Below are 20,850 nucleotides of genomic sequence, written 5' to 3'. Positions count from 1 at the left end.
TAACAATGGAATTACGCCACCTCCGTTGTTTCATGGCTGTAGCGGAAGAACTGCACTTCGCCCGCGCAGCGGAGAAACTGCACGTCGAGCAATCGCCCCTGTCACGGGCGATCAAGGAACTGGAAGAAGATCTGGGCGTGGTGCTGTTCGCACGTACCACGCGCAGCACGCGCCTGACTCGTGCGGGCAAGCTGTTCTTTGAGCATGTGCCGCGCGTCTTCTCGGCCTTGCAACAGGCCCGCGACAGCGTGAAGGCCGCGGCCAATGGCTTCCACAGCCAATTGCGCATTGCCCTGTCGGACGGCATCACGCCGTCGCGCTTACCTACCTTGCTGGCGCTCTGCCGGCAGGAAGAACCCGAGGTGGAAATCCGCTTCTTCGAGGTGCCGCTGTCGCAGCAGATCAAAGGGCTGCATGGTGATCTGTACGACGTGGGCTTTGCTCGCGCCGATGAAGTCGGCGATGGCCTCATTGCCGAGCCGGTATGGAGTGACCCGCTGATGGTAGCCGTTCCGGCGCGGCATCCCCTCCTGGCCCACAAGCGCATCCCCCTGGAAGAACTGCTGCGCTATCCGCTAGTGCTATGTGATCCGCAGGCGTGCGAAGGACATGCACGGCAGGTTGACCGCGTGCTGCGCCGTGTGGACATGGAACCGCTGGTGGCCGAACGGGTGGCGTCTTGCGACCTGATGATGGCGTTGGTGTCCGCAGGCATCGCCCTGGGGGTGACGGGCTGCGCGCACATCCTGGCCAGCCAGGAACCTGGCGTAGTGGCACGGCCACTGACAGGCCGTTCACCGTTGCTGACGACCTACCTGCTGCGCCCGGAAGGCGAGCCTTCGGAAATGCTCGCCCGCTTCATCGACCGCGTGCAGGCCATCGAATCACCCGAAAGCAGCAGAACCACGCCGGGCCTTGATGCCGACACCCCGGAGGAACCCGAGTCATGAAGAAATCCATTCCGGTCCTGCTGGCCGTGGCATTGACTGCCTGCGGCCCATCCGAAACGCAGGAAAAGAAAGACGTGGTGCCGACCGTTGAGGAGCTGGCATCCAATCCCGAGCGGCTGAAAGAGTTGCGCCAGCAGTGCAAGACCGATCGTGCCAAGCTGAGCGACGTGCTGTGCAACCGAGTCGCCGAGGCTACGCGCAAGCGGTTCTACGGCGATGGCAAGACCCCGTACACGCCGCCGAAGGAACCGCCCAAGTTCTGATCGCGGGCGATTCACTAACATATTCCGTTTTCTCGCCATACACGCCGCAATGCGCCTTCGCTTGCGGCGTTTTTCTTTGGCTCGACGCCGCGCGAATTCTTTCTTTTTTCTAGAGCTTTCTCCCGATAACGGTCTTTGACCGGCACCGATCCGGCACTGATCCTCGCGTCATGCAGCACGTCCTTGTGCCGCGTGTGAACGAGGAATCAGCGCATAGGAAATCGGAGGCCAGTCAATGCAAGCTCAGGGCGTGCTGTTCGGGCAGATCGCGGTTGTTTTCAGCATCGTGATCGCCGGTGTGTGGAGTGCAACGCAATGGACAGCCGCCGCACTGGCCTACCAACTACGCCTTGGCTCGCCCTGGTTCGACTTCTTCGGCACGCCGGTCTATCACCCTTGGCGGCTGTTCGAGTGGTGGTTCTTCTTCGATGCCTACGCGCCGCATGTCTTCGACATTGGCGGCGCCATCGCCGGCAGCAGCGGTCTGGTGGCCGTGGTGGTTGCCATCGTCATGTCGGTGTGGCGCTCGCGGCAATCGCGTCTGGTCACGACCTACGGCTCGGCACGCTGGGCCAACACCGCCGTCATTCGCAAGGCCGGGCTGATGCAGTCTGCCGGCGTCTTGCTCGGCCTGCATGACGGACAGTACTTGCGCCATGAAGGCCCGGAACACGTCCTGACCTTCGCACCCACGCGCTCGGGCAAGGGCGTGGGCCTGGTCGTGCCGACCTTGCTGTCCTGGCCTGCATCGGCAGTGATCCACGACATCAAGGGCGAGAACTGGCAGATCACCGCCGGCTGGCGCTCGCGCTTCTCGCATTGCCTGCAGTTCAACCCCACCGATGCGAAGTCAGCCGCGTACAACCCGCTGCTGGAGGTTCGACGCGGCGCGCATGAAGTGCGCGACGTGCAGAACATCGCGGACATTCTTGTCGATCCCGAAGGGGCGCTGGAGAAGCGCAATCACTGGGAGAAGACCAGCCATGCGCTGCTGGTCGGCGCCATCCTGCATGTGCTCTACGCGGGCGAAGACAAGACGCTGCGCGGCGTCGCCAACTTCCTCAGCGACCCGGCGTGCCCGTTCGAGCTGACGCTGCACCGGATGATGACGACGCGCCATCTCGGTGACACGCCGCATCCTGTTGTCGCGTCCGCCGCGCGCGAAGTGCTCAACAAGTCGGACAACGAGCGGTCTGGTGTGCTGTCCACCGCGATGAGCTTTTTGGGCTTGTACCGCGACCCCACGGTGGCCGAGGTCACGTCACGCTGCGACTGGCGTATCGCTGACCTGATCGCGTCCGAATCACCTGTGTCGCTGTACCTGGTGGTGCCGCCGTCCGACATTAGCCGCACCAAGCCATTGATCCGGCTTATCTTGAACCAGATCGGGCGACGCCTCACCGAATCGCTCGATGGCAGCGACGGCATCGAACGCCGCCACAAGCTGTTGCTGATGCTCGATGAGTTCCCTGCGCTGGGCCGCCTGGACTTCTTCGAGACGGCGCTTGCCTTCATGGCCGGCTACGGCATCCGCAGCTTCCTCATCGCGCAGTCGCTCAACCAGATCGACAAAGCCTACGGCCAGAACCATTCGATTCTGGACAACTGCCACGTCCGGGTGACGTTCGCCACCAATGACGAAAGGACGGCGAAAAGGATTTCCGAAACGCTCGGCACCGCGACCGAGCTGCGCGCGCAGCGCAACTACGCCGGCCACCGGCTCGCGCCGTGGCTCGGGCATCTCATGGTGTCGCGGCAGGAGACGGCCCGCCCGCTGCTGACGCCGGGCGAAGTGATGCAACTCCCGCCCGATGAATCCGTGGTGATGGTGTCCAGCGTCGCGCCGATCAAGGCCAAGAAGCTGCGCTACTACGCCGACGCCAACTTCAAGCAGCGCGTGCTGTCGCCGCCTGCGCTCGCGGCTGGGCAGTACGCCGACGTGCCACCGGCCCGCGCCGACGACTGGAGCGGCCTGGCGATTCCGGCCGTGCCCGCCGCATCAGCCACGGCATCCGCCGATGAGCTGGGCGGCGCCGACGACGGCGGCCCGCGCCGCCAACCCGAACTCACCGAATCCGTCGCCTACGACCCCGAGCTGGATGCGCCCGATGACCTGGCGCTGCTCGATGACGACGACGACCTGCCGCTGCCGCTCCCAGGCCAGCTTGACCCGGCCATGCAGCGCACGGCGCGGCTGGCTTCCCTCGACCCCAACGACGGAATCGACCTATGAGCCAATACCGCCTCAATCTGTTCATCCAGCACGAGCACGCCAAGCGGCTGGAAGAACTTGCCGCCAAGAAAGGCGTCTCGAAATCCAGCATCGTCGCGGCGGCGCTGGCGTCCTGGCTGTCGCCGGACGCGGGCGACCAGCGCGAGGCCGCCATTGCCAAGCGGCTGGATCGCCTGTCCCGGCAGGCCGAACGACTGGAGCGCGACCAGAACATCCAGATCGAGACGCTGGCGCTGTTCATCCGCTACTTCCTGACCGTCAGCACGCCGGTGCCCGAGGCGCATCAAGACGCGGCCCGTGCCCAGGGCAAGGCGCGTTTCGAGCAGTTCATCGAACAGCTCGGCAGGCACCTGCTGCGCGGCCGGAGCCTGGTGCGCGACGTGGTGGAAGAACTGCATCCCGATCCGATGCGGATGGATGACGCGGCGGCGCTGGCCGAAGCCCACGAACGTGCTGCGGAGCGTGCCTCATGAGCGCCGTTCCGCAGATTCCGCCCGAACCACGCTCGTCGGCCACCACTTCACAGGATCGCCGCATCCAGATGCTGCGCACGGCAATGGGGCCGCTGATCGCCGCCGCGCTCGAAGACCCGGACGTGGTGGAAATCATGCTCAACCCTGATCGCACCCTTTGGGTGGATCGGCTGTCGTCGGGCCGCGCGCCACTGGGCGTCGAACTGCCCGAAGCCGACGGCGAACGCATCATCCGCCTTGTCGCCGCCCATGTCGGCGCGGAAGTGCATCGCGGCCAGCCGCTCTTGACCGCCGAATTGCCCGAGACGGGCGAGCGTTTCGAGGGCATCTTGCCGCCGGCTGCACCGGGGCCGGCCTTCGCACTGCGCAAGCGGGCCGTGAGCATCATCGGCCTGGATCGCTATGTGGCCGACGGCATCCTGACTGCCGGCCAGGCGGACTTCCTGCGCCGCGCGGTGCGCGAGCGGCAGAACATCCTGATCGCCGGCGGCACCAGTACCGGCAAGACCACGCTCGCCAACGCGCTGTTGGCCGAGATCGCCGCCACGGGCGACCGCGTGCTCGTGCTCGAAGACACCATCGAGCTGCAATGCGCCGCCCGCGACCATGTGCCGCTGCGCACGCGCGCAGGCGTGGTGTCGATGCAGGAACTGGTGCGCGCCACGATGCGCCTGCGCCCCGACCGCGTGATCGTCGGCGAGGTGCGCGGCGGCGAGGCGCTGGATCTCATCAAGGTGTGGGGCACCGGCCACCCCGGCGGCATCGCCACGATTCACGCCGGTTCCGCCTTGGGCGCACTGCTGCGCCTGGAACAACTGATTCTTGAAGTGGCGGTAAATCCGCCGCGCGCGTTGATCGCCGAGGCCATCAACGTCGTCATCCATATCGCCGGGCGTGGCCGCAAGCGCCACGTCGAAAGCATCGCCCGCGTCGTCGGTTTCGACGGCGTGGGTTATCGCATGGCGGATGCGCTGGAAACGCCGTTTCCCGAGCTGCCGTCAGTTCCTTCCCCGTCCCCTGAACCCTCTGGAGAACTGCCATGACGCAGATGCACATTCTTGCTTTCCGCATTTCCGTAAATCCGGCTTCGGCCTTCGCGCGCCTGCGGCGCCTGGCCGCGCCGGCGCAGCACGGCCTGCTGCTGGCCACCATCATGCTGATGACGGCCGGTACGGCGAAAGCCTCCGGTTCCTCGATGCCCTGGGAAGGCCCGCTGACCTCCATCCTCGAATCCATCCAGGGGCCGGTGGCGCGCATCGTCGCGGTCATCATCATCATTTCCACCGGCCTGGCGCTGGCCTTCGGCGATACCAGCGGCGGCTTCCGCAAGCTGATCCAGATCGTGTTCGGTCTGTCCATCGCGTTCGCTGCGTCCTCGTTCTTCCTGTCGTTCTTCTCCTTCTCCGGCGGGGCGGTCGTATGAGTGCCCCGGATGCCTTCACGGCGGGCTTCGAGGTGCCGCTGCATCGCTCACTCACCGAGCCGATCCTGATGGGTGGTGCGCCGCGCACCGTGGCGATTGCCAACGGCACGCTGGCCGCCGCCGTCGGGCTGGGCCTGCAACTGTGGATTCCCGGTGCGGTGCTCTGGATCGTCGGCCATTCGCTGGCGGTCTGGGGCGCGCGCGTCGATCCGCAGTTCATGCAGGTCTTCGCCCGGCACATCAAGCACAAACCGCTGCTCGACGTGTAGGGGGACGCCGCCATGCTGAACCTTGCCGAATACCGTCAGCGCCCGGCCTTGCTCGCCGACTGGCTTCCGTGGGCCGGGCTGATCGCGCCAGGCGTCGTCTTGAACAAGGACGGCAGTTTCCAGCGCACGGCGCGCTTTCGCGGGCCTGATCTAGACAGCGCGACACAGGGCGAACTGATCGCCACGTCGGCACGGCTCAACAACGCGCTGCGCCGCCTAGGTTCGGGCTGGGCCTTGTTCATTGAGGCCGAGCGCCGGCCGGCGGCGGATTACCCGCACTCCGACTTTCCCGAGCCGCTGTCTTGGCTGGTGGACGAGGAACGCCGGGCGGCCTTCGAGGAATCGGGCAGTCACTTCGAGAGCGCCTATCACCTGACGCTTGCGTACCTGCCGCCGGAGGAATCCCGCGCCCGCGCGGCCAAGCTGCTCTACGAGAACGCGCCGGGCGACGGCGTGGACTGGCGCGGTCGGCTCGATGCCTTCGTGGCAGAAACCGATCGCGCCTTCGATTTACTCGATGGCGTGATGCCGGAAATCGCCTGGCTCGATGACGCCGAGACGCTGACCTATCTGCACGCCACGGTGTCCACGCGACGCTACCGCGTGGGCGTACCCGAAGTCCCGTTCCACATCGACGCGCTGCTGGCCGACTCCGCACTGGTCGGTGGCCTAGCGCCGATGCTGGGCGACCAGAATCTGCGCGTGGTGTCGGTGCGGGGCTTTCCGACTTCGACCTGGCCGGGCCTGCTGGACGACCTCAACCGTCTGGGCTTCGCCTATCGCTGGTCAACCCGGTTCCTCTGCCTGGACAAAGCCGAGGCGGAAAAGGGACTCGGCCGCCTGCGTCGCCAATGGTTCGCCAAGCGCAAGAACGTAGTGGCGTTGCTGCGTGAAACGATCTTCCAGCAGGAAAGCCCGCTGGTCGATACCGACGCCAACAACAAGTCGGCGGATGCAGACGCCGCCATGCAGGAACTTGGCAGCGATCAGGTTTCCTTCGGCCACCTGACGGCGACCGTCACCGTCATGGACGCGGACGCCAACGTAGCCAACGAAAAGTTGCGCATGGTGGAGCGTGTCATCCAAGGCCGGGGCTTCGTCACCATTCCCGAGACGTTGAATGCGGTGGATGCGTGGCTGTCGTCCATCCCCGGCAACGCTTACGCCAACGTGCGCCAGCCCATCGTCTCGACGTTGAACCTTGCGCACATGATGCCCGTGTCGGCGGTATGGGCTGGCCCCGAGCGCAATACGCATCTGGACGGCCCGCCGGTGATCGTCACCCGCACCGACGGCGCGACGCCGTTCCGGCTGGTCACGCACATTGGCGACGTGGGGCACATGGCGGTGGTCGGCCCGACCGGCATGGGCAAGTCGGCATTCCTCGCCGTGCTGGCGATGCAGTTCCGACGCTATTTGAACTCGCGCATCTTCGTCTTCGACATGGGCCGCTCGATGCGCGCCACCATCCTGGGGCTGGGCGGCGAGCACTACGACCTAGGCGCTGACGGCGGTATCGCGTTCCAGCCGCTTGCGCGCATCGACCAGGAAGGCTATCGCGCCTGGGCCACCGAATGGATCGAGGGACGGTTGCGCCATGAGGGCGTGGCCATCGGCCCCGACGAGAAGGTGGCGATCTGGTCGGCGCTGGGGAGCCTCGTCGGTGCGCCGCTGGAGCAGCGCACGATGACCGGGTTCTCGGTGCTGCTGCAATCGAACGCGCTGCGCCAGGCGCTCGCGCCTTACGTGCTCGGCGGCGCCCACGGCAAGCTGCTGGACGCCGACCGCGACCGGCTGGGCACAGCCGACGTGCAGTGTTTCGAGATGGAAGAACTGATGGCCAGTCCTGCCGCCGTGCGGTCGGTGCTGGGCTACCTGTTCGCGCGCTTCGATGAGCGGTTCGACGGTGCGCCGACGCTGCTGATTCTCGACGAATCCTGGCTGTTCCTCGATGACCCGGTGTTCGCCGCGCGCATCCGGCAGTGGTTGAAGACGCTGCGCAAGAAGAACGTCAGCGTCGTCTTCGCCACGCAAAGCCTGGCGGACATTCAGAACTCCAGCATCGCGGCTGCGATCATCGAAAGCTGCGCCACTCGCATCTTTCTGCCCAACCCGCAGGCCACTGAACCGCAGATTCGCACGATCTACGAGGGCTTCGGCCTCAACAGCCGGCAAATCGAAATCGTCGCTACCGCGCAGCCCAAGCGCGACTACTACTACCAATCGCGCCTCGGCAATCGCCTGTTCGACCTCGACCTGGGGCCGGCCGCGCTCGCCTTCGCGGGCGCATCCACACCGCAAGACCAACGCGACATCGATCGCGTGCTGACGCAGGCCGGCGCTCGCGGCTTCGCCGGCGCGTGGCTGCGCCATCGCGGCCTCGACTGGGCCGCCGACCTGCTGCCGTCCTCACCAGCGGCGGCTTCTTTCCTCGCTTCTCAACCGCTGGAGGTTTCGCCATGAAAACCCGTGTGCTTTCCGTTTCGCTCGCCGCCGCGCTGGCCGGCTCGCTGATGCTCGCTCAACCCGCGGCGGCCATCACCGTATTCGACCCGTCCAACTTCGTGCAGAACACGCTCACCGCCGTTCGCACGCTGGAGCAGATCAACAACCAGATCAGTCAACTGCAAAACGAGGCGCAGATGTTGATGAACCAAGCCCGCAATCTGGCGAGCCTGGACTTCAACATTGTCAACCGCCTGCGTTCGACGCTCGCCACCACCGAACGCCTGATCGCCGAGGCACAGGGACTGGCCTACGACGTGCAGAGCATGGACGCCACGTTCTCGCGCCTGTACCCGGAGCAGTACGCCGCCACCGTCAGCGGCGACCGCATGGCGCAGGACGCCCGCGAGCGTTGGAAGAATACCCTCGACGGCCTGCATACCGCGATGCGGATGCAGGCGCAGGTGTCGCAGAACCTGGCGCAAGACGAAAGCGCGCTGGCCGACCTCGTGAGCCAGAGCCAATCGGCCACCGGCGCCTTGCAGGCGCAGCAGGCGACCAACCAGCTTCTTGCCTTGCAGGCCAAGCAGTCCATCCAGGCGCAGCAGCTCCAGATCACGCAAGACCGCGCCGCGTCGCTGGAACTGGCGCGGCAGGCGGCGGCCACCGAGCGCGCCCGCGAAGTTCGCCGGCGCTTCCTCGGTAGCGGCACGCCGTACACGCCGCAGTCCATCAATTTCTACAACAACTGACGGAGGCGGCCATGCGATGCGCTCCCGTCTTGTCGGTTTCGCTGCTGGCCCTGCTGCTGACCGCGTGCGGCCAGCAGCAGGCCGAGAGCCTGGCCGACGCCTTGACCGCCGATCCCGTGCGGCTCAAGGCGTTGCGTGCGCAGTGTGCGGACAACCGGCAGGCCGTGGGCGAAGACGACTGCCGCGCCGCCGCCGAAGCGTTCCGGCGGCGCTTCTTCTCCGGCCAGGCCGGGCCTGACGAATACCGGACGCTGGCCGAGCTGCCGCCGATTCCGGCCAGCTTCGATGAACCCACCGGGGAAGACGCGCCATGAACGACGTGACCATCATCGATCGCTTCCTCGATACGTTCTCGCGCTACATCGACTCCGGGTTCGGCTTGCTGCAAGGCGAAGTGGCGTTCTTGACGGCCACGCTGATCGTCATCGACATGACCATCGCCGGCTTGTATTGGGCCATGAGCCACGCCACCGGCCAGGGCGAGGACGTGATCGCCAAGCTGCTGCGCAAGGTGCTCTACGTCGGTGCCTTCGCCTACATCATCGGCAACTTCAACTGGCTGGCCGGCATCGTGTTCCGCTCGTTCGCCGGGCTGGGCCTGACGGCCACCGGCTCGACCATGACGATGGAGAACTTCCTGCAACCGGGGCGGCTGGCCAAGACCGGCATCGACGCCGGGGCACCGATCCTCGACCAGATCGGCGACATGGCGGGCTTCCCCGAAGTCTTCGTGAACATCGACCCCATCGTGGTGATGTTTCTCGCCTGGCTCACCGTCATCCTGTGTTTCTTCGTGCTGGCGATCCAGCTTTTCATCACGCTGATCGAGTTCAAGTTGACGACGCTGGCCGGCTTCGTGCTGGTGCCGTTCGCGCTTTGGAACAAGACCTCGTTTCTCGCCGAAAAGGTGCTCGGCAACGTGGTGTCGTCGGGCATCAAGGTCTTGGTGCTGGCCGTCATCGTCGGCATCGGCTCGGGCCTGTTCGCAGAGTTCCAGGTTCATCCCGACGAACCCTCCATCGACCACGCCCTTGTCGTGATGCTGGCCTCGCTCGCGCTGCTGGCGCTGGGCATCTATGGGCCGGGCATCGCCACGGGCCTGGTGTCCGGTGCGCCGCAGCTTGGCGCGGGCGCGATGGCCGGTGCCGCCATTGGTGCCGCCGGCACGGCCGTTGCCATCGGCGCCGCCGCGACCGGCGTGGGTGGTGCGGTCGTGGCCGGGGCACGCATGGCGCCTGCGGCCGCCAAGCTCGCCGGGGCCGGTGCGCGTGCCGCCACCTCGGCGGCCGGCAGCGCCAAGTCGGCATTCCAGGCCGGTTCCGCCGCTGCGGGCGGCGGCGCCAAGGGCGCGATGGCCGGCTTGGGCAATGTCGCCAAGACCGGCGCGCAGTCTGCCGGGCGTAGCGCCGCATCCGGGGCGTCCGGCGCGGCGCAGAAGATGACCGGCTCTTTCCGTGCTGGCTGGAACGGCACAGAGGCCGGTGGCGGCGCCGCACCCGGTGCGGCTGGCACCGGTCAGGCGGCCGCAGGCGAAGCCACAGACAGCGCCGCCAGCTCGCAGAAGCAAGAGCAGCCCGCATGGGCCAAGCGGATGCACCGCCGCCAGCAGATCACCCATGCCGCGACCACGGCCGCCCACACGCTGCGCGGCGGTGACGGTGGCGGCTCCGGGCAAGGCCCGAGCCTGCGCGGCTCCGACGACTAAAGCGATTCACAAGGAGAACTGACCATGCGATTCAAACGACCGCAGGTGCGCTATGCCGATACGCCACAGCCTGCCACCCCGTATCAAGCCGCCGCCCAGGTGTGGGACGAGCGTATCGGCTCGGCCCGCGTGCAGGCGAAGAACTGGCGGCTGATGGCCTTCGGCTGCCTGGTGCTGGCCCTGCTGATGGCCGGCGGCTTGGTGTGGCGTTCGGCGCAGTCCATCGTGACGCCCTACGTCATCGAAGTCGATCAATCCGGCCAGGTGCGTACCGTGGGCGAGGCCGCCACGCCGTACCGGCCTGCCGATGCGCAGATTGCGCATCACCTGGCGCGCTTCGTGACGCTGGTGCGCTCGCTGTCCATCGACCCCATCGTCGTGCGGCAGAACTGGCTCGATGCCTACGACTACACCACCGACAAGGGTGCGGCCGTGCTCAACGACTACGCGAGCAAGAACGATCCATTCGCCCGCGTCGGCCGCGAGTCGGTGACGGTGCAGATCACCAGCGTCACGCGCGCCAGCGATGCCTCGTTCAACGTCCGGTGGACGGAACAGCGGTTCGTCAATGGCGCACCCGCTGGCACCGAACGCTGGAACGCCGTGCTTTCCACCGTCCTGCAAACCCCGCGCACCGAACAGCGCCTGCGCAAGAACCCGCTGGGTATCTACGTCAACGGCCTGTCGTGGAGCCGCGAACTGGATTCTTCCGAAGGAGCCAAACCATGAACGTGCCTTTCTGCTTTTACGCTTTCGTGCTGATGTTCGCGGCCCTGTCGGGATGCGCCTCGCAGGGCAAGCCGCCGCCGTCCATTTCGCTTGATGAGCCGGTGCAGGCGCAGCCGCTACCCGAGCCGCCCAAGCCGGTGGAAGTCGTCGCCGTGCCCGAGCCGCTGGCGCTGCCGGCGCAGTTGAAGCCGCTGCCGGAGGTGGACGAGGCAGCGCCCGTGCCGGAGCCGGCCGACGAGAAGGTGCGCGTTTCGCGCGCCAATGCCGAGGCACGCATCGCGCCGACCCGCGAGGGCTACGTCAATGCGATCCAAGTGTGGCCGTACAGCGACGGCGCGTTGTATCAAGTCTATGCCGCACCGGGGCGCGTCACCGTGGTCTCGCTCCAGCCCGGCGAGGAACTTGTCACCGTCGCCGCTGGCGATACCGTGCGCTGGATCGTGGGCGACACGTCCAGCGGCAGCGGCGAGGTGCTGCGCGTCAATGTGCTGGTCAAGCCCACCCGCTCGGGCCTGAAAACCAATCTGGTCATCACCACCAGCCGGCGCACCTACCTGATCGAGCTGACCTCGACCGAGAAGGCATGGATGGCCTCGGTGTCATGGGACTACCCGAAAGACCGGATGCTGGCCTTGCAGCGCCAGTCGCAGGCGGCCAGCGCCGCCGCGCCGGTCGATACCGGCCTGGCGCTGGAGAAGATCCGCTTCCGCTACGCGATCAGCGGTAGCAATCCGCCTTGGAAGCCGCAGCGGGCCTTCGATGATGGCGAGAAGGTCTATATCCAGTTTCCGCCGGGTATCGCCCAAGGCGAGTTGCCCCCCTTGTTCGTGATCGGCGCGCAGGGTGATGGCCAGCTCGTCAACTACCGTTTCCGCTCGCCTTATTACATCGTGGATCGCCTCTTTGGCGCGGCCGAACTGCGCCTGGGCGGCGATGGTGGTGACGTAGTGCGGATCGAGCGCACTGACGGCGTGGCGCGGAGGAACTGACAATGAGCCAGGACGACACTCCCGACCTCACCGCGCCGCAGACGGCGGGCAAGATCGCACCCGAGGCGGTGGCGCTGCGCGCCCAGCCGCGCCCGGTCACGCGCCTGAACCGGCGCACGCTGGCCATCCTCGCCGGCGGCCTGTCGGTCGCCGTGCTCGGTGCGCTGATGTGGTCGCTGCAACCGCAGCGGCGTGGTGCTGGTGAGCAGACCGAGCTTTACAACGTCGATCGCGTCTCCAAGTCCGAAGGGCTGGATGCGCTGCCGGCGGATTACTCCAAGCTGCCGCCGGCCTTGCCGCCCACGGTGCCCGAACTGGGGCCGCCGCTGCCGGGCGATCTTGGCCCGGCCATCGTCAAGTCGCAGCAGCCGGTGACGGCCGCCTATGCGGCCCCCGGCAACGACCCGAACGATGCGCTGCGCAAGGAAGCCGAAGCGGCCGCGGGTTCATCGGTGTTCTTCCGCTCTGGCACGCAGAAGGCCGCGCCGGTGGCGCAGTCACAGGCCGCCGCCGCGCCGGGCTTCGCCGCCAATGCGGCGTTCGACCCGATGGCTGCCGGACCAGCCTCGACGGCGGCGCAGCCTGCCGACCCGACGGCGGTACAGAACCGGCAAGACCAGAAAGAGGCGTTCCAGAAAGCCGGAACTGCGGAAACCCGTAATTCCGGCAATCTGCAAATGCCGGCTTCGCCGTATCAGGTCATGGCCGGATCGGTGATCGCCGGTGCGCTGGTGACGGGCATCAAGTCGGATTTGCCGGGCGATGTGATCGCCACGGTGACGGAGCCGGTCTATGACACGGCCACCGGGCGCTTTCTGCTGATCCCGCAGGGTTCGCGCATCCTGGGCCGCTACAACAGCCAGGTCAGCTACGGGCAGAGCCGCGTGCAGGTGGTGTGGAACCGGATCATCCTGCCCGACACGTCTTCGCTCACGCTCGACAACCTGGTCGGAGCCGACCCGGCCGGCTATGCCGGGCTGGAAGACGACGTGGACTACCACTGGGGCCGCATCTTCGCTGGCGCAGCGTTGACCACACTGCTGGGCGTCGGCGCCGAGTTGGCCGCGCCCGAGAACCGCCAGGATGGCGACCGCATCATCATCGCCGGGCGCGACAGCGCGCAGGACAGCATCAATCAGGTCGGGCAGGAAATGACCCGGCGCAACATGAACATCCAGCCGACGCTGACCGAGCGGCCGGGCCTGCCGGTTCGCATCATCGCCAACCGCGACTTGGTGCTGCGGCCCTACCAGCCGTTGTTCTTCAACAAGGGGACTTCACGATGACGACGCGCAAGCTGCGGCTCGGCCCGCTGCCGAAAACCGAATCCACGAAGCTGACCTTTGCCTGCCCGGCCAGCCTGAAAGCCGACCTCGACCGCTACGCCGCGCTGCACGCGCAGGCGTATGGCGAGGCGGTCGATGCCGTGACGCTGATTCCGCACATGTTGGAGGCGTTCATCGCCGGCGACCGGGGATTCAGGAAGGGAGGCGCAAGCAAGCCCGCACCGCCGAAGCCGAGCTGACAATGCATGGACGCATTGCCGACGCACCCTCGAACGCGCAGCCCGACGCTGCGCGTTCTTCGTTCTGGAGCGCTGCGACCGATTGGGCTATGATGGCCGAGCAAGCCTGCCGTCTGCTGGCAATCGCCCTCGACGCAGTACGCTCCGGCTTTCTACCGCGACGCTCTTATGTGACTCCTAGCCCACGAAGCCGCAACCTCGCAAAGCGGCCCGAAGTAGAGCTAACCTCAAGCCCTGTATATGATTTTGAGCCCCTAGCGATTTTCACTTGGGGCTTGACACAGGCACTTTTTTGAATGGTTCCCGGTTGAACAGATGATCGCCGGGCGCGCGCCTGGCTCTATCAGCAATAGACACGCCACAACTGGTCTATCCGGGTTGTGAACGACTGGCTTATAAGTTCACGGCGCATCCCCCAGTCGGGATTGCTCGGTACAGTGGCCGACCTCAGGGTACCTCTGCCGTACCGCTGATTTACGCTGTCCATTACCGCCATGAGACGGTTGGACGCTACCGGCTGAGTAGCGGCGAACAGGTCATCGGTGAACTCACCTGGCTGTCGTAGGTCGAGGAGCAAAACCTCGGCCTTACTGTAGCGGTAGCCGGCCTGGTAGACCTGTTCTACCGCTTCCGTAGCGGCTCTGGTTAACAGTAGAGTGTCATTCGTGGGATACGGCAGCTCTACAAGGACGCCCTTGGCAAAGTGGGCCTCGTCAGGGTTGAACATGCCAGTGCGTATCGACACTCGCATGCGTTTGCAAACCGAGCCCTGGGCACGCAGCTTTTCAGCCGCTCTCCCTGAGTAGGTGGCCACCGCCTGTTTGATCGGGGCCAGTTCAGTTAGTCGCTTGCCGAACATCCGACTGCAGCAGATTTCCTGTTTTGGGGGGGCAGGATCGTCCAGCTCCAGGCACGGTGTACCGGCGAGCTCCCGAGCAGTTTTCTCGATCACCACACTGAACTTATCGCGCAACATACGCGGATCAGCCCGGGCCAGGTCCATTGCGGTCTTGATACCCATGCTTTCAAGGTGAGTGGTCATCCTCCGGCCAATCCCCCAGACCTCCTTGACTTCGGTATTGCGCAGCACCCAGTCGCGCTCGAATGGCTTGGTGATATCCACGACCCCGCCGGTAACCTGCTGTAAGCGCTTGGCTGTGTGGTTGGCAAGCTTCGACAAAGTCTTGGTGCGTGCGATACCGACCCCTACAGGGATGCCTGTGCAACGCAGAATTTTTGCTCGGATATCGCGACCGAGCTGGGTTAGATCGCCTGTCACGCCCGTGAGATCAGCAAAGCATTCATCGATTGAATAGACTTCACTGGCGGGCACCATCGACTCGATCAGCGACATGACTCGCTCGCTCATGTCGCCATATAACGCGTAATTCGATGAGAACGCGACGATGCCGTGACGGCGGAGCTTCTCCTTGCACTGAAAATAAGGTTCACCCATTTTGACGAACGGCTTGGCGTCATACGACCGGGCGATCACACAGCCGTCGTTGTTGCTCAACACCACGATAGGGGTCTTGGCCAGATCCGGCCGGAAGACGCGCTCACAGCTCGCATAGAACGAGTTGCAGTCGATCAGGGCGAACACCTGGTCACTGGGCATGATCACGCACGCTGTAGCGAACCACGCCCCAGATCACCAGGTCGTCGCCTTCCATGACGTGCCTGGGAGGATAGGCGGGGTTTTCCGACTGCAGGATCACCACCCCATTGCGTCGATGCAACCGCTTGCACACCGGCTCGGTGTTGATTGCCGCGATAACGATGTCGCCGTGCTCGGCATCGCTGCTACGGTCTACGATCAAGAGATCGCCGGAAAAAATACCGGCCCCCTGCATGCTGTCGCCCTCGACCTGGACCAGGTACACATGCGGTGCTCGCAGGTCAAACAATTCATCCAAGGAAATTTGCCGCTCCAGATGGTCCGCTGCAGGCGACGGGAATCCAGCCGGCACACGGAACGAGTAGACCGGCAACAGGGCAGGGCCACCGATGGGCGTTCCCAAGAATCTGATGGACATGACGGATGGACTCAGATGGCTGTATAAACATACAGTTAACTGATAGATCGCGATCCGGTCAATGCCTAAGCGTGTGGATTCCGATAAACGAGGAGTTTCCATCGATGTGCAGTCATTACGAGGCGCCGACACCTGGCCAACTTGCAGCCACATTTGGCGTACAGGTCGAGCAAAGCACCCTAGATCTTTGGCCTGGCTATCTTGGACCGTTTCTACGCTGCTCGACGAGCGTTGGTGAGATGGACGATGAAGGCCTTGGATTGGAGGTGCTGCATGGTTCGTTCGGATTGATACCTCAATGGAGCAAAGACACCAAGATTTGCAGGCGCACCTACAACGCCCGCTCGGAAACCGTTGCGGAAAAACCGTCTTATCGCAATGCATGGCGGCGAGCACAGCACTGCATTATCCCAGCCGCTGCGATCTACGAGCCTGATTGGCGGTCTGGAAAGGCAGTGGCCACCCGGATTGCCCGCGCTGACGGTGAGGTGATGGGCATCGCGGGCCTCTGGGAGAAATGGCGCGATCCCAACACACGCCAGACGGTGCACTCCTACACGATGCTAACGGTCAATGCCGACACGCATGAGATCATGCGCAACTACCATCGACCTGCGGACGAAAAGCGAATGGTGGTCATTCTGCCCCGGGGCCTTTACCGCGACTGGCTAGCGGCGCCAGTGGAGGCGAGTGCGGACTTCATGCGTTGCTACCCGGCTGACCGACTCACCGTGGTCGAGCGGACCTAGCTGGAGAACACTTCAAGCCATATTTGACCGTAGACCAAGCGGCATCCGACATGCATTTGAGGTTGCGATGGCATAGCGACATCAGTAATGTTTGCTTGGTCCTTTCTTCGTCTAGAGATCTACTGGCCAGGAACAGTCATGCCCACTGAAACGATTGAAAAGTGCGTCAACGCTCCATGCCAGAAACAATTTAGGCTAGTCGAAACTGGTGGAGAGCATGCTTGGGTTGAAAAGGTCAGCTATGAGTGCCCATATTGCGGACACCTCTTCAAGTCTCATTCCAGCGGTTGTTTTGAGACGTTTCCAATCAAAACGAACATGTAGGAAAAGTCGATGATGCGTACCCACCCACCAGGCTATTGCCCCGACAGATGCTCGGGGGGGCAAGCAAATCGGCAGGCCACTATTGGCGACAAGTTGTTATCGCTATTCCCGGAGGAAGTCCGCACTCAGATCAAGGCACATGGAGGGGCTAAGCGCTGTTCTTACTGCGGGCGAGTTTCTCTGTCGCCCTTGCCTCAGATGGGTGGCCGGTTGGGCTTTTGGGAATCAGGAGTTCGTGGTCCAGGGTGGACCACGTAGGTGAGACGCGCCATGTATACCGCTAACCCAGCCCCATCGCCAGAGTAGCCGATATCGCAAAAAATCGTGCATTGCACCTTGGCAATCAGAAGGAAGTTCAGAAATGCCTAAGATTCAAACCGAAAAAGATAGCCCTCAAACGATTGACTAGGCGCGCCGTCAGTTCCTCCTGCTGGAAGAAAACATACAGCGTGCGGAAGGCGACTCGACAAATCAGCAGGCTTTTCGATGTGCACGCTGGGCTATCTGGCAGCGCTGTTGCTTCATGGGGTCGTAAGTCAGGAAGTGCATGACCGGTTGAACGATGAACTTGATGCAATCTTGGGGAATTTGCAAAATTCATAGGAAATTCCGATGAGCGCGTTGAGCAGCTATAAAAACCAGAGTCCTCAGGTTTTAGAAGTTGTGCAACCAGATATTTGGGTTTGTTAAAGAAATAAGGATGTTTATGAAATTGTATCATTACACTGCCGCGACTCTTGCCAAGGGCATTCTGTCAGAAGGACTTACAATCGGGCATCTTGAAGACCCTCAAGGCAAGATCATTCATGGAGTGGTATGGTTTACGAGCCTGCCGTTCCCCGAGGGTACGGGGGTTCCCACAGGAAAACACACTTTGACGGAAAGCCAAGCGCATAAGGCAAAGCGAGTACAAGGGGTGCTGCGTAACAAATTTACCTTTGATAAGACTCGTGTACGTCTGACCTATGACTCGCAGGATCTTCCTTCATACCAAGTTGTCGATGGCCAAATTAGGGGCCTGATTTCGTTCGAGAAGTGGTGCAAATTGGTCAATGCCCCCAAGCGTTGGGCTAAGCACATTGGCCTATCTGCATTTCACGATCTAAACAGTTTGTCAGATGAGGAGCTGTTTCGCTTACACAAAAAGAAAGGGAATTCGAAGGAGTCAACTTGGTATCTGTATTTTGGAAAAGTTTCGCCAGATGTGGTTCAAGCAGTAGACTACAAGGTGGGGCGAGAATATGTGACGTATGACTTTGATGCACATGGTCGCGTTGAAATGGCGTTAGCTGGTGTGGAATGCGTTGGTCCCATAGCTCACAATGACTTGGCCGGAATTATTAAGCCCTTGCACCGGCACGAGACCGTTCATGCTAGCATTATGTGTGATGAGCCTCTTGAAAAAAGCATTGTCTGCGTTCGTGGTGGCGGAAATACCTGCTTTATTGAGTTTGAGGAAAAGTCTTTCATCAGCCTCCGTACAGATGATCCCGCCTATCCTGTCAGTGATATTTACCAATGGATTGACCGGAATATCGATGAGTTGAGGCGGTGTAAGGAAAGAGCGCTTGAAACCTACTATAAATTCTACCCCGAAAAAAAGTGTGCTAGCTAATTTCAACAGCTTGATCTATTTTCTTGGGGACTTGGTGTTCTGCCAATTAAAAAAGGCCACCATCGGGTGGCCTTCAAATTACGCAGCGATTAGTTGTCGTGCGAGCGCCATCTCGACCGAATCCCCATCCTGGTTCAGGGAGTCAAGCCCTGATTCCGGTACATCGCCCGAAGTGCTCTGCGCCACTGCGATCTTCTTGGCCATCAGCTGCAGGCAGGTGATCTGCGAGCTGCCGGCGTAGCCGAAGAAGACCACACGCACCGGGTGTTTCTGCCCGATCCTCCACGAACGCCGCGCGGCCTGCTGTAGGGTGTACACGTTGTACCCCGTCTGCAGGAAGGCGATGGTTGGGAAGTCCAGTAGGTCCAGACCGGTCTTGACCAGCTCCGGGTTGGTGAGCAGCACGTCGACACCGCGGTCGACCTGGTCGAGGATCCAGTCCTCGCGCCTAGCTGTTTCCACCGTGGCCCGCAGTACTGCAACGCGGAGGCCTGCCTGCTCGAGGACCTTCTTCAGCCTAGACGTGGTGTCGCGCGTCCCGCTGTAGACGGTATATGCAAGGACCTTGCGGCCTTTCGCCCTCTCCTCGAGGCACAGGTTCATCAGCGCGAGCTCCTTGGGCATCAGTTCAGCGTCACCGAAGAGCGCCGGTACAAAGGCCAGCGTGTCGCGGGTACGCGGATGTTTGACCATCTCCGATCGGAAGCAGCAATCCGGCCAGGCCAGCAACACATTGAGCACCACTCCCAGGAGGGTAGTGTCTCTACGGGCCAGGGCCTGGCGGAGTTCAGTGGTCAACGTGGCCGCCAAGCGCTGGTAGGCCGAGGCCTGCTCCGGCGCCATGGGCACGTCGATGAACTCCTCCTGGTAGCTGGGCAGCACATTGCCACCGATATCCTTGAGCTTCAGGAACACTGTGAAGGGCAGCACGAACCGGTGGATGCCTTTAGGGCCGAAGCCTGGGGCTTTCACGGTGCGTACCGACAGCTTCTTGCCCTTGGCGGTCTTGTGCGAATCGCCATCGCGCTCGGTGTAGATGTCCTTGAGCACGCCGTGATCGCGCATGAACGACATGGCTGCAGGAGCCATACTGCCGCGTGCGTTGGGTCGGTAGCCGTCCTCGATCATGCGCTGGGTGAGGATGCGGAACAGGAGGTAGAACAGGTCGTCGGCGTAGCCACCCATCAAGGTCCCGGTAAGGAGCACGGTTTTACGCGCCTTTGCGGCCAACACCCCCATGGCCTGGCCCTGGGCCGAACCGCTGTTCTTGTACTCATGCCCCTCGTCGACAACCAGCAGGTCGAAGAAGCCATCGGGTAGGTAGCGCTTGATGAACTCTGTCGGCTGGTAGCCGCCTTCGCCGAATCCGAACTCGATGTTGGCCATCGCCCGCTCCATGCGCTTGGCCTGGCGGTCGCTGAAGACGAAGTTGCCTTTCGCGTCCATCAAGTTGATGAACTCTGAGACGTTGTCCACCAGCATCGAGGCCAGAAAGTCCTCGCCGAAGTCGTTCAGCAGTCGTTCCGCCCGGACCGGGCCGATCGTCGGTATCCGGCACATCGACTTCAGGATCGTCGAGCGTCGGTCCCCACTATCGGCTTTGCCTGGGCGCATAAGCGTCCAGAGGGCAGCGTTGCAGGCCGTGCAGTTGCGACGGCGATCACCGCGCTCGAATTCATCCACGGTGACCAGGTTGCCTTCCAGGTCCTCGAGGACCTGGCCACAATCTGGACATGCCGCCAGCAGCTGGCCACGTGCAGCACGCCGCTTCCAGCAGGCGAGCCGCCAGTGGAAACCCATCCGCATCCGGACGCGGCCGAGGATGAAGAACTCCGGCCGGCCGTCGTAGGGTTGCCCCGATTGGTCACGCAGCTTGAGTAGCTTGACCAGCGTGTCCGGGCCGTTGAGTACCCAGACGCGGGCGTCTGGCGTGGTTTCCAGGATCTCGCGCCGCCATTTGTAGACCAGATGGGGGGGAGAGATGACGAGGGTTCGACGGTAGCCTGCTGCGTGGAGCACGGCAGCGACTGCGATGGCCATCATCGTCTTCCCGGTACCCATCTCGGCGTTGATGATCGCAGCTTGCTCGTTGCGATCGAGTAGCAGTGCCGTAATGGCTTGGACAACCTCAGCTTGCGCCACAAAGGGCGTGCGCTTGAGATTTGCCATCACCGCTTGGCGCTGTTCGTTGATGCTGCCGGTGTACACCGGAGGGTTGGAGCGGTTGAGTGACGCCAGGAGCTCGTCGCCGAACTCATCGATGAAGTCGGTCAGGTTGATGTTCAGTGAGGAATGGGCCGAGGTGGCCGGGTGGGTCAGTGCGTTCATGTGCATCTCCTGCAGGCGATGGAAAGCAGGGCATGCACGAGC

The 20,850-nt window shown here is 63.2% G+C and carries 20 protein-coding genes; 17 read left to right on the top strand and 3 right to left on the bottom strand.

Annotated elements, in window-relative coordinates:
- Positions 1–5 precede the first annotated feature (5 nt).
- From E6B08_RS23435 to E6B08_RS23365, 15 genes are all read left to right on the top strand, one after another.
- The gene (locus E6B08_RS23435; RefSeq protein WP_115759654.1) at positions 6–950 is read left to right on the top strand and encodes a LysR family transcriptional regulator; all 945 of its coding nucleotides are present in this window, start codon (positions 6–8) and stop codon (positions 948–950) included.
- Positions 947–1,213 (top strand): EexN family lipoprotein, encoded by a 267-nt coding sequence (locus tag E6B08_RS23430; protein WP_115759653.1) that lies wholly within the window; start codon positions 947–949, stop codon positions 1,211–1,213. The genes E6B08_RS23435 and E6B08_RS23430 overlap by 4 nt, the downstream gene beginning before the upstream one ends.
- Positions 1,214–1,448: 235 nt before the next feature.
- A complete protein-coding gene (locus E6B08_RS23425) occupies positions 1,449–3,446 on the top strand; it encodes a conjugal transfer protein TraG (RefSeq protein WP_115759652.1) in 1,998 nt (665 codons plus the stop codon).
- Positions 3,443–3,919: a CopG family transcriptional regulator gene (locus tag E6B08_RS23420; protein WP_014160853.1), complete on the top strand. Its 477-nt coding sequence runs from the start codon at positions 3,443–3,445 to the stop codon at positions 3,917–3,919. The genes E6B08_RS23425 and E6B08_RS23420 overlap by 4 nt, the downstream gene beginning before the upstream one ends.
- On the top strand, positions 3,916–4,962 hold the full coding sequence (trbB, locus tag E6B08_RS23415; protein WP_031692073.1) for a P-type conjugative transfer ATPase TrbB: 1,047 nt from the start codon (positions 3,916–3,918) through the stop codon (positions 4,960–4,962). The genes E6B08_RS23420 and trbB overlap by 4 nt, the downstream gene beginning before the upstream one ends.
- Positions 4,959–5,342, top strand: a complete 384-nt coding sequence (locus E6B08_RS23410; protein WP_115759651.1) for a TrbC/VirB2 family protein — start codon at positions 4,959–4,961, stop codon at positions 5,340–5,342. The genes trbB and E6B08_RS23410 overlap by 4 nt, the downstream gene beginning before the upstream one ends.
- Positions 5,339–5,611, top strand: coding sequence for a VirB3 family type IV secretion system protein (locus tag E6B08_RS23405; protein ID WP_031692077.1), 273 nt, complete (start codon positions 5,339–5,341; stop codon positions 5,609–5,611). The genes E6B08_RS23410 and E6B08_RS23405 overlap by 4 nt, the downstream gene beginning before the upstream one ends.
- 12 nt (positions 5,612–5,623) lie before the next feature.
- Entirely contained in the window at positions 5,624–8,074 is a 2,451-nt protein-coding gene (gene trbE / locus E6B08_RS23400; RefSeq protein WP_115759650.1) for a conjugal transfer protein TrbE, read from the top strand.
- Positions 8,071–8,808 (top strand): P-type conjugative transfer protein TrbJ, encoded by a 738-nt coding sequence (trbJ, locus tag E6B08_RS23395; protein WP_115759649.1) that lies wholly within the window; start codon positions 8,071–8,073, stop codon positions 8,806–8,808. Before trbE ends, trbJ begins: the two co-directional genes overlap by 4 nt.
- An 11-nt stretch (positions 8,809–8,819) precedes the next feature.
- Positions 8,820–9,122: an EexN family lipoprotein gene (locus E6B08_RS23390; RefSeq protein WP_105807147.1), complete on the top strand. Its 303-nt coding sequence runs from the start codon at positions 8,820–8,822 to the stop codon at positions 9,120–9,122.
- Positions 9,119–10,513 carry a P-type conjugative transfer protein TrbL gene (gene trbL / locus E6B08_RS23385; RefSeq protein ID WP_115759648.1) on the top strand — a complete coding sequence of 465 codons (1,395 nt, stop codon included), beginning with the start codon at positions 9,119–9,121 and terminating at the stop codon, positions 10,511–10,513. The genes E6B08_RS23390 and trbL overlap by 4 nt, the downstream gene beginning before the upstream one ends.
- A 24-nt stretch (positions 10,514–10,537) precedes the next feature.
- Positions 10,538–11,242, top strand: coding sequence for a conjugal transfer protein TrbF (gene trbF / locus E6B08_RS23380; protein ID WP_053268282.1), 705 nt, complete (start codon positions 10,538–10,540; stop codon positions 11,240–11,242).
- Positions 11,239–12,231, top strand: a complete 993-nt coding sequence (gene trbG / locus E6B08_RS23375; RefSeq protein WP_105807144.1) for a P-type conjugative transfer protein TrbG — start codon at positions 11,239–11,241, stop codon at positions 12,229–12,231. Before trbF ends, trbG begins: the two co-directional genes overlap by 4 nt.
- A 2-nt stretch (positions 12,232–12,233) precedes the next feature.
- A complete protein-coding gene (locus tag E6B08_RS23370; protein WP_105807143.1) occupies positions 12,234–13,517 on the top strand; it encodes a TrbI/VirB10 family protein in 1,284 nt (427 codons plus the stop codon).
- On the top strand, positions 13,514–13,756 hold the full coding sequence (locus E6B08_RS23365; RefSeq protein ID WP_115759645.1) for a DUF2274 domain-containing protein: 243 nt from the start codon (positions 13,514–13,516) through the stop codon (positions 13,754–13,756). Before E6B08_RS23370 ends, E6B08_RS23365 begins: the two co-directional genes overlap by 4 nt.
- Positions 13,757–14,099: 343 nt before the next feature.
- Here the strand turns inward: E6B08_RS23365 and umuC are convergent, their stop codons facing one another.
- Both umuC and E6B08_RS23355 read right to left on the bottom strand, forming a co-directional pair.
- Complete coding sequence (umuC, locus tag E6B08_RS23360; protein WP_136916181.1) at positions 14,100–15,374, bottom strand: translesion error-prone DNA polymerase V subunit UmuC; 1,275 nt, start codon at positions 15,372–15,374, stop codon at positions 14,100–14,102.
- A complete protein-coding gene (locus E6B08_RS23355; protein ID WP_136916180.1) occupies positions 15,364–15,792 on the bottom strand; it encodes a LexA family protein in 429 nt (142 codons plus the stop codon). The genes umuC and E6B08_RS23355 overlap by 11 nt, the downstream gene beginning before the upstream one ends.
- 104 nt (positions 15,793–15,896) lie before the next feature.
- Between E6B08_RS23355 and E6B08_RS23350 the strand changes: the two genes are divergently transcribed.
- Together E6B08_RS23350 and E6B08_RS23345 are read left to right on the top strand one after the other, a co-directional pair.
- A complete protein-coding gene (locus E6B08_RS23350; protein ID WP_136916179.1) occupies positions 15,897–16,541 on the top strand; it encodes an SOS response-associated peptidase in 645 nt (214 codons plus the stop codon).
- 1,030 nt (positions 16,542–17,571) lie between these two features.
- Positions 17,572–18,480: a hypothetical protein gene (locus E6B08_RS23345; RefSeq protein WP_136916178.1), complete on the top strand. Its 909-nt coding sequence runs from the start codon at positions 17,572–17,574 to the stop codon at positions 18,478–18,480.
- 78 nt (positions 18,481–18,558) lie between these two features.
- On the opposite strand, the gene E6B08_RS23340 is transcribed toward E6B08_RS23345, so the two are convergent.
- Entirely contained in the window at positions 18,559–20,808 is a 2,250-nt protein-coding gene (locus E6B08_RS23340) for a DEAD/DEAH box helicase (protein ID WP_136916177.1), read from the bottom strand.
- Positions 20,809–20,850: the final 42 nt, after the last annotated feature.

Source organism: Pseudomonas putida, from assembly GCF_005080685.1.
Taxonomy (GTDB): domain Bacteria; phylum Pseudomonadota; class Gammaproteobacteria; order Pseudomonadales; family Pseudomonadaceae; genus Aquipseudomonas; species Aquipseudomonas putida_V.
Note: the sequence above shows the minus strand (reverse complement) of the source record. Positions and strands in the feature narration are given on the sequence as shown.

What these genes read in the sequence shown, in the direction of transcription:
- E6B08_RS23435 (WP_115759654.1), top strand. Translation starts at nt 6, where the DNA reads ATGGAATTACGCCACCTCCGTTGTTTCATGGCTGTAGCGGAAGAACTG.
- E6B08_RS23430 (WP_115759653.1), top strand. Translation starts at nt 947, where the DNA reads ATGAAGAAATCCATTCCGGTCCTGCTGGCCGTGGCATTGACTGCCTGC.
- E6B08_RS23425 (WP_115759652.1), top strand. Translation starts at nt 1,449, where the DNA reads ATGCAAGCTCAGGGCGTGCTGTTCGGGCAGATCGCGGTTGTTTTCAGC.
- E6B08_RS23420 (WP_014160853.1), top strand. Translation starts at nt 3,443, where the DNA reads ATGAGCCAATACCGCCTCAATCTGTTCATCCAGCACGAGCACGCCAAG.
- trbB (WP_031692073.1), top strand. Translation starts at nt 3,916, where the DNA reads ATGAGCGCCGTTCCGCAGATTCCGCCCGAACCACGCTCGTCGGCCACC.
- E6B08_RS23410 (WP_115759651.1), top strand. Translation starts at nt 4,959, where the DNA reads ATGACGCAGATGCACATTCTTGCTTTCCGCATTTCCGTAAATCCGGCT.
- E6B08_RS23405 (WP_031692077.1), top strand. Translation starts at nt 5,339, where the DNA reads ATGAGTGCCCCGGATGCCTTCACGGCGGGCTTCGAGGTGCCGCTGCAT.
- trbE (WP_115759650.1), top strand. Translation starts at nt 5,624, where the DNA reads ATGCTGAACCTTGCCGAATACCGTCAGCGCCCGGCCTTGCTCGCCGAC.
- trbJ (WP_115759649.1), top strand. Translation starts at nt 8,071, where the DNA reads ATGAAAACCCGTGTGCTTTCCGTTTCGCTCGCCGCCGCGCTGGCCGGC.
- E6B08_RS23390 (WP_105807147.1), top strand. Translation starts at nt 8,820, where the DNA reads ATGCGATGCGCTCCCGTCTTGTCGGTTTCGCTGCTGGCCCTGCTGCTG.
- trbL (WP_115759648.1), top strand. Translation starts at nt 9,119, where the DNA reads ATGAACGACGTGACCATCATCGATCGCTTCCTCGATACGTTCTCGCGC.
- trbF (WP_053268282.1), top strand. Translation starts at nt 10,538, where the DNA reads ATGCGATTCAAACGACCGCAGGTGCGCTATGCCGATACGCCACAGCCT.
- trbG (WP_105807144.1), top strand. Translation starts at nt 11,239, where the DNA reads ATGAACGTGCCTTTCTGCTTTTACGCTTTCGTGCTGATGTTCGCGGCC.
- E6B08_RS23370 (WP_105807143.1), top strand. Translation starts at nt 12,234, where the DNA reads ATGAGCCAGGACGACACTCCCGACCTCACCGCGCCGCAGACGGCGGGC.
- E6B08_RS23365 (WP_115759645.1), top strand. Translation starts at nt 13,514, where the DNA reads ATGACGACGCGCAAGCTGCGGCTCGGCCCGCTGCCGAAAACCGAATCC.
- umuC (WP_136916181.1), bottom strand. Translation starts at nt 15,374, where the DNA reads ATGCCCAGTGACCAGGTGTTCGCCCTGATCGACTGCAACTCGTTCTAT.
- E6B08_RS23355 (WP_136916180.1), bottom strand. Translation starts at nt 15,792, where the DNA reads ATGTCCATCAGATTCTTGGGAACGCCCATCGGTGGCCCTGCCCTGTTG.
- E6B08_RS23350 (WP_136916179.1), top strand. Translation starts at nt 15,897, where the DNA reads ATGTGCAGTCATTACGAGGCGCCGACACCTGGCCAACTTGCAGCCACA.
- E6B08_RS23345 (WP_136916178.1), top strand. Translation starts at nt 17,572, where the DNA reads ATGAAATTGTATCATTACACTGCCGCGACTCTTGCCAAGGGCATTCTG.
- E6B08_RS23340 (WP_136916177.1), bottom strand. Translation starts at nt 20,808, where the DNA reads ATGAACGCACTGACCCACCCGGCCACCTCGGCCCATTCCTCACTGAAC.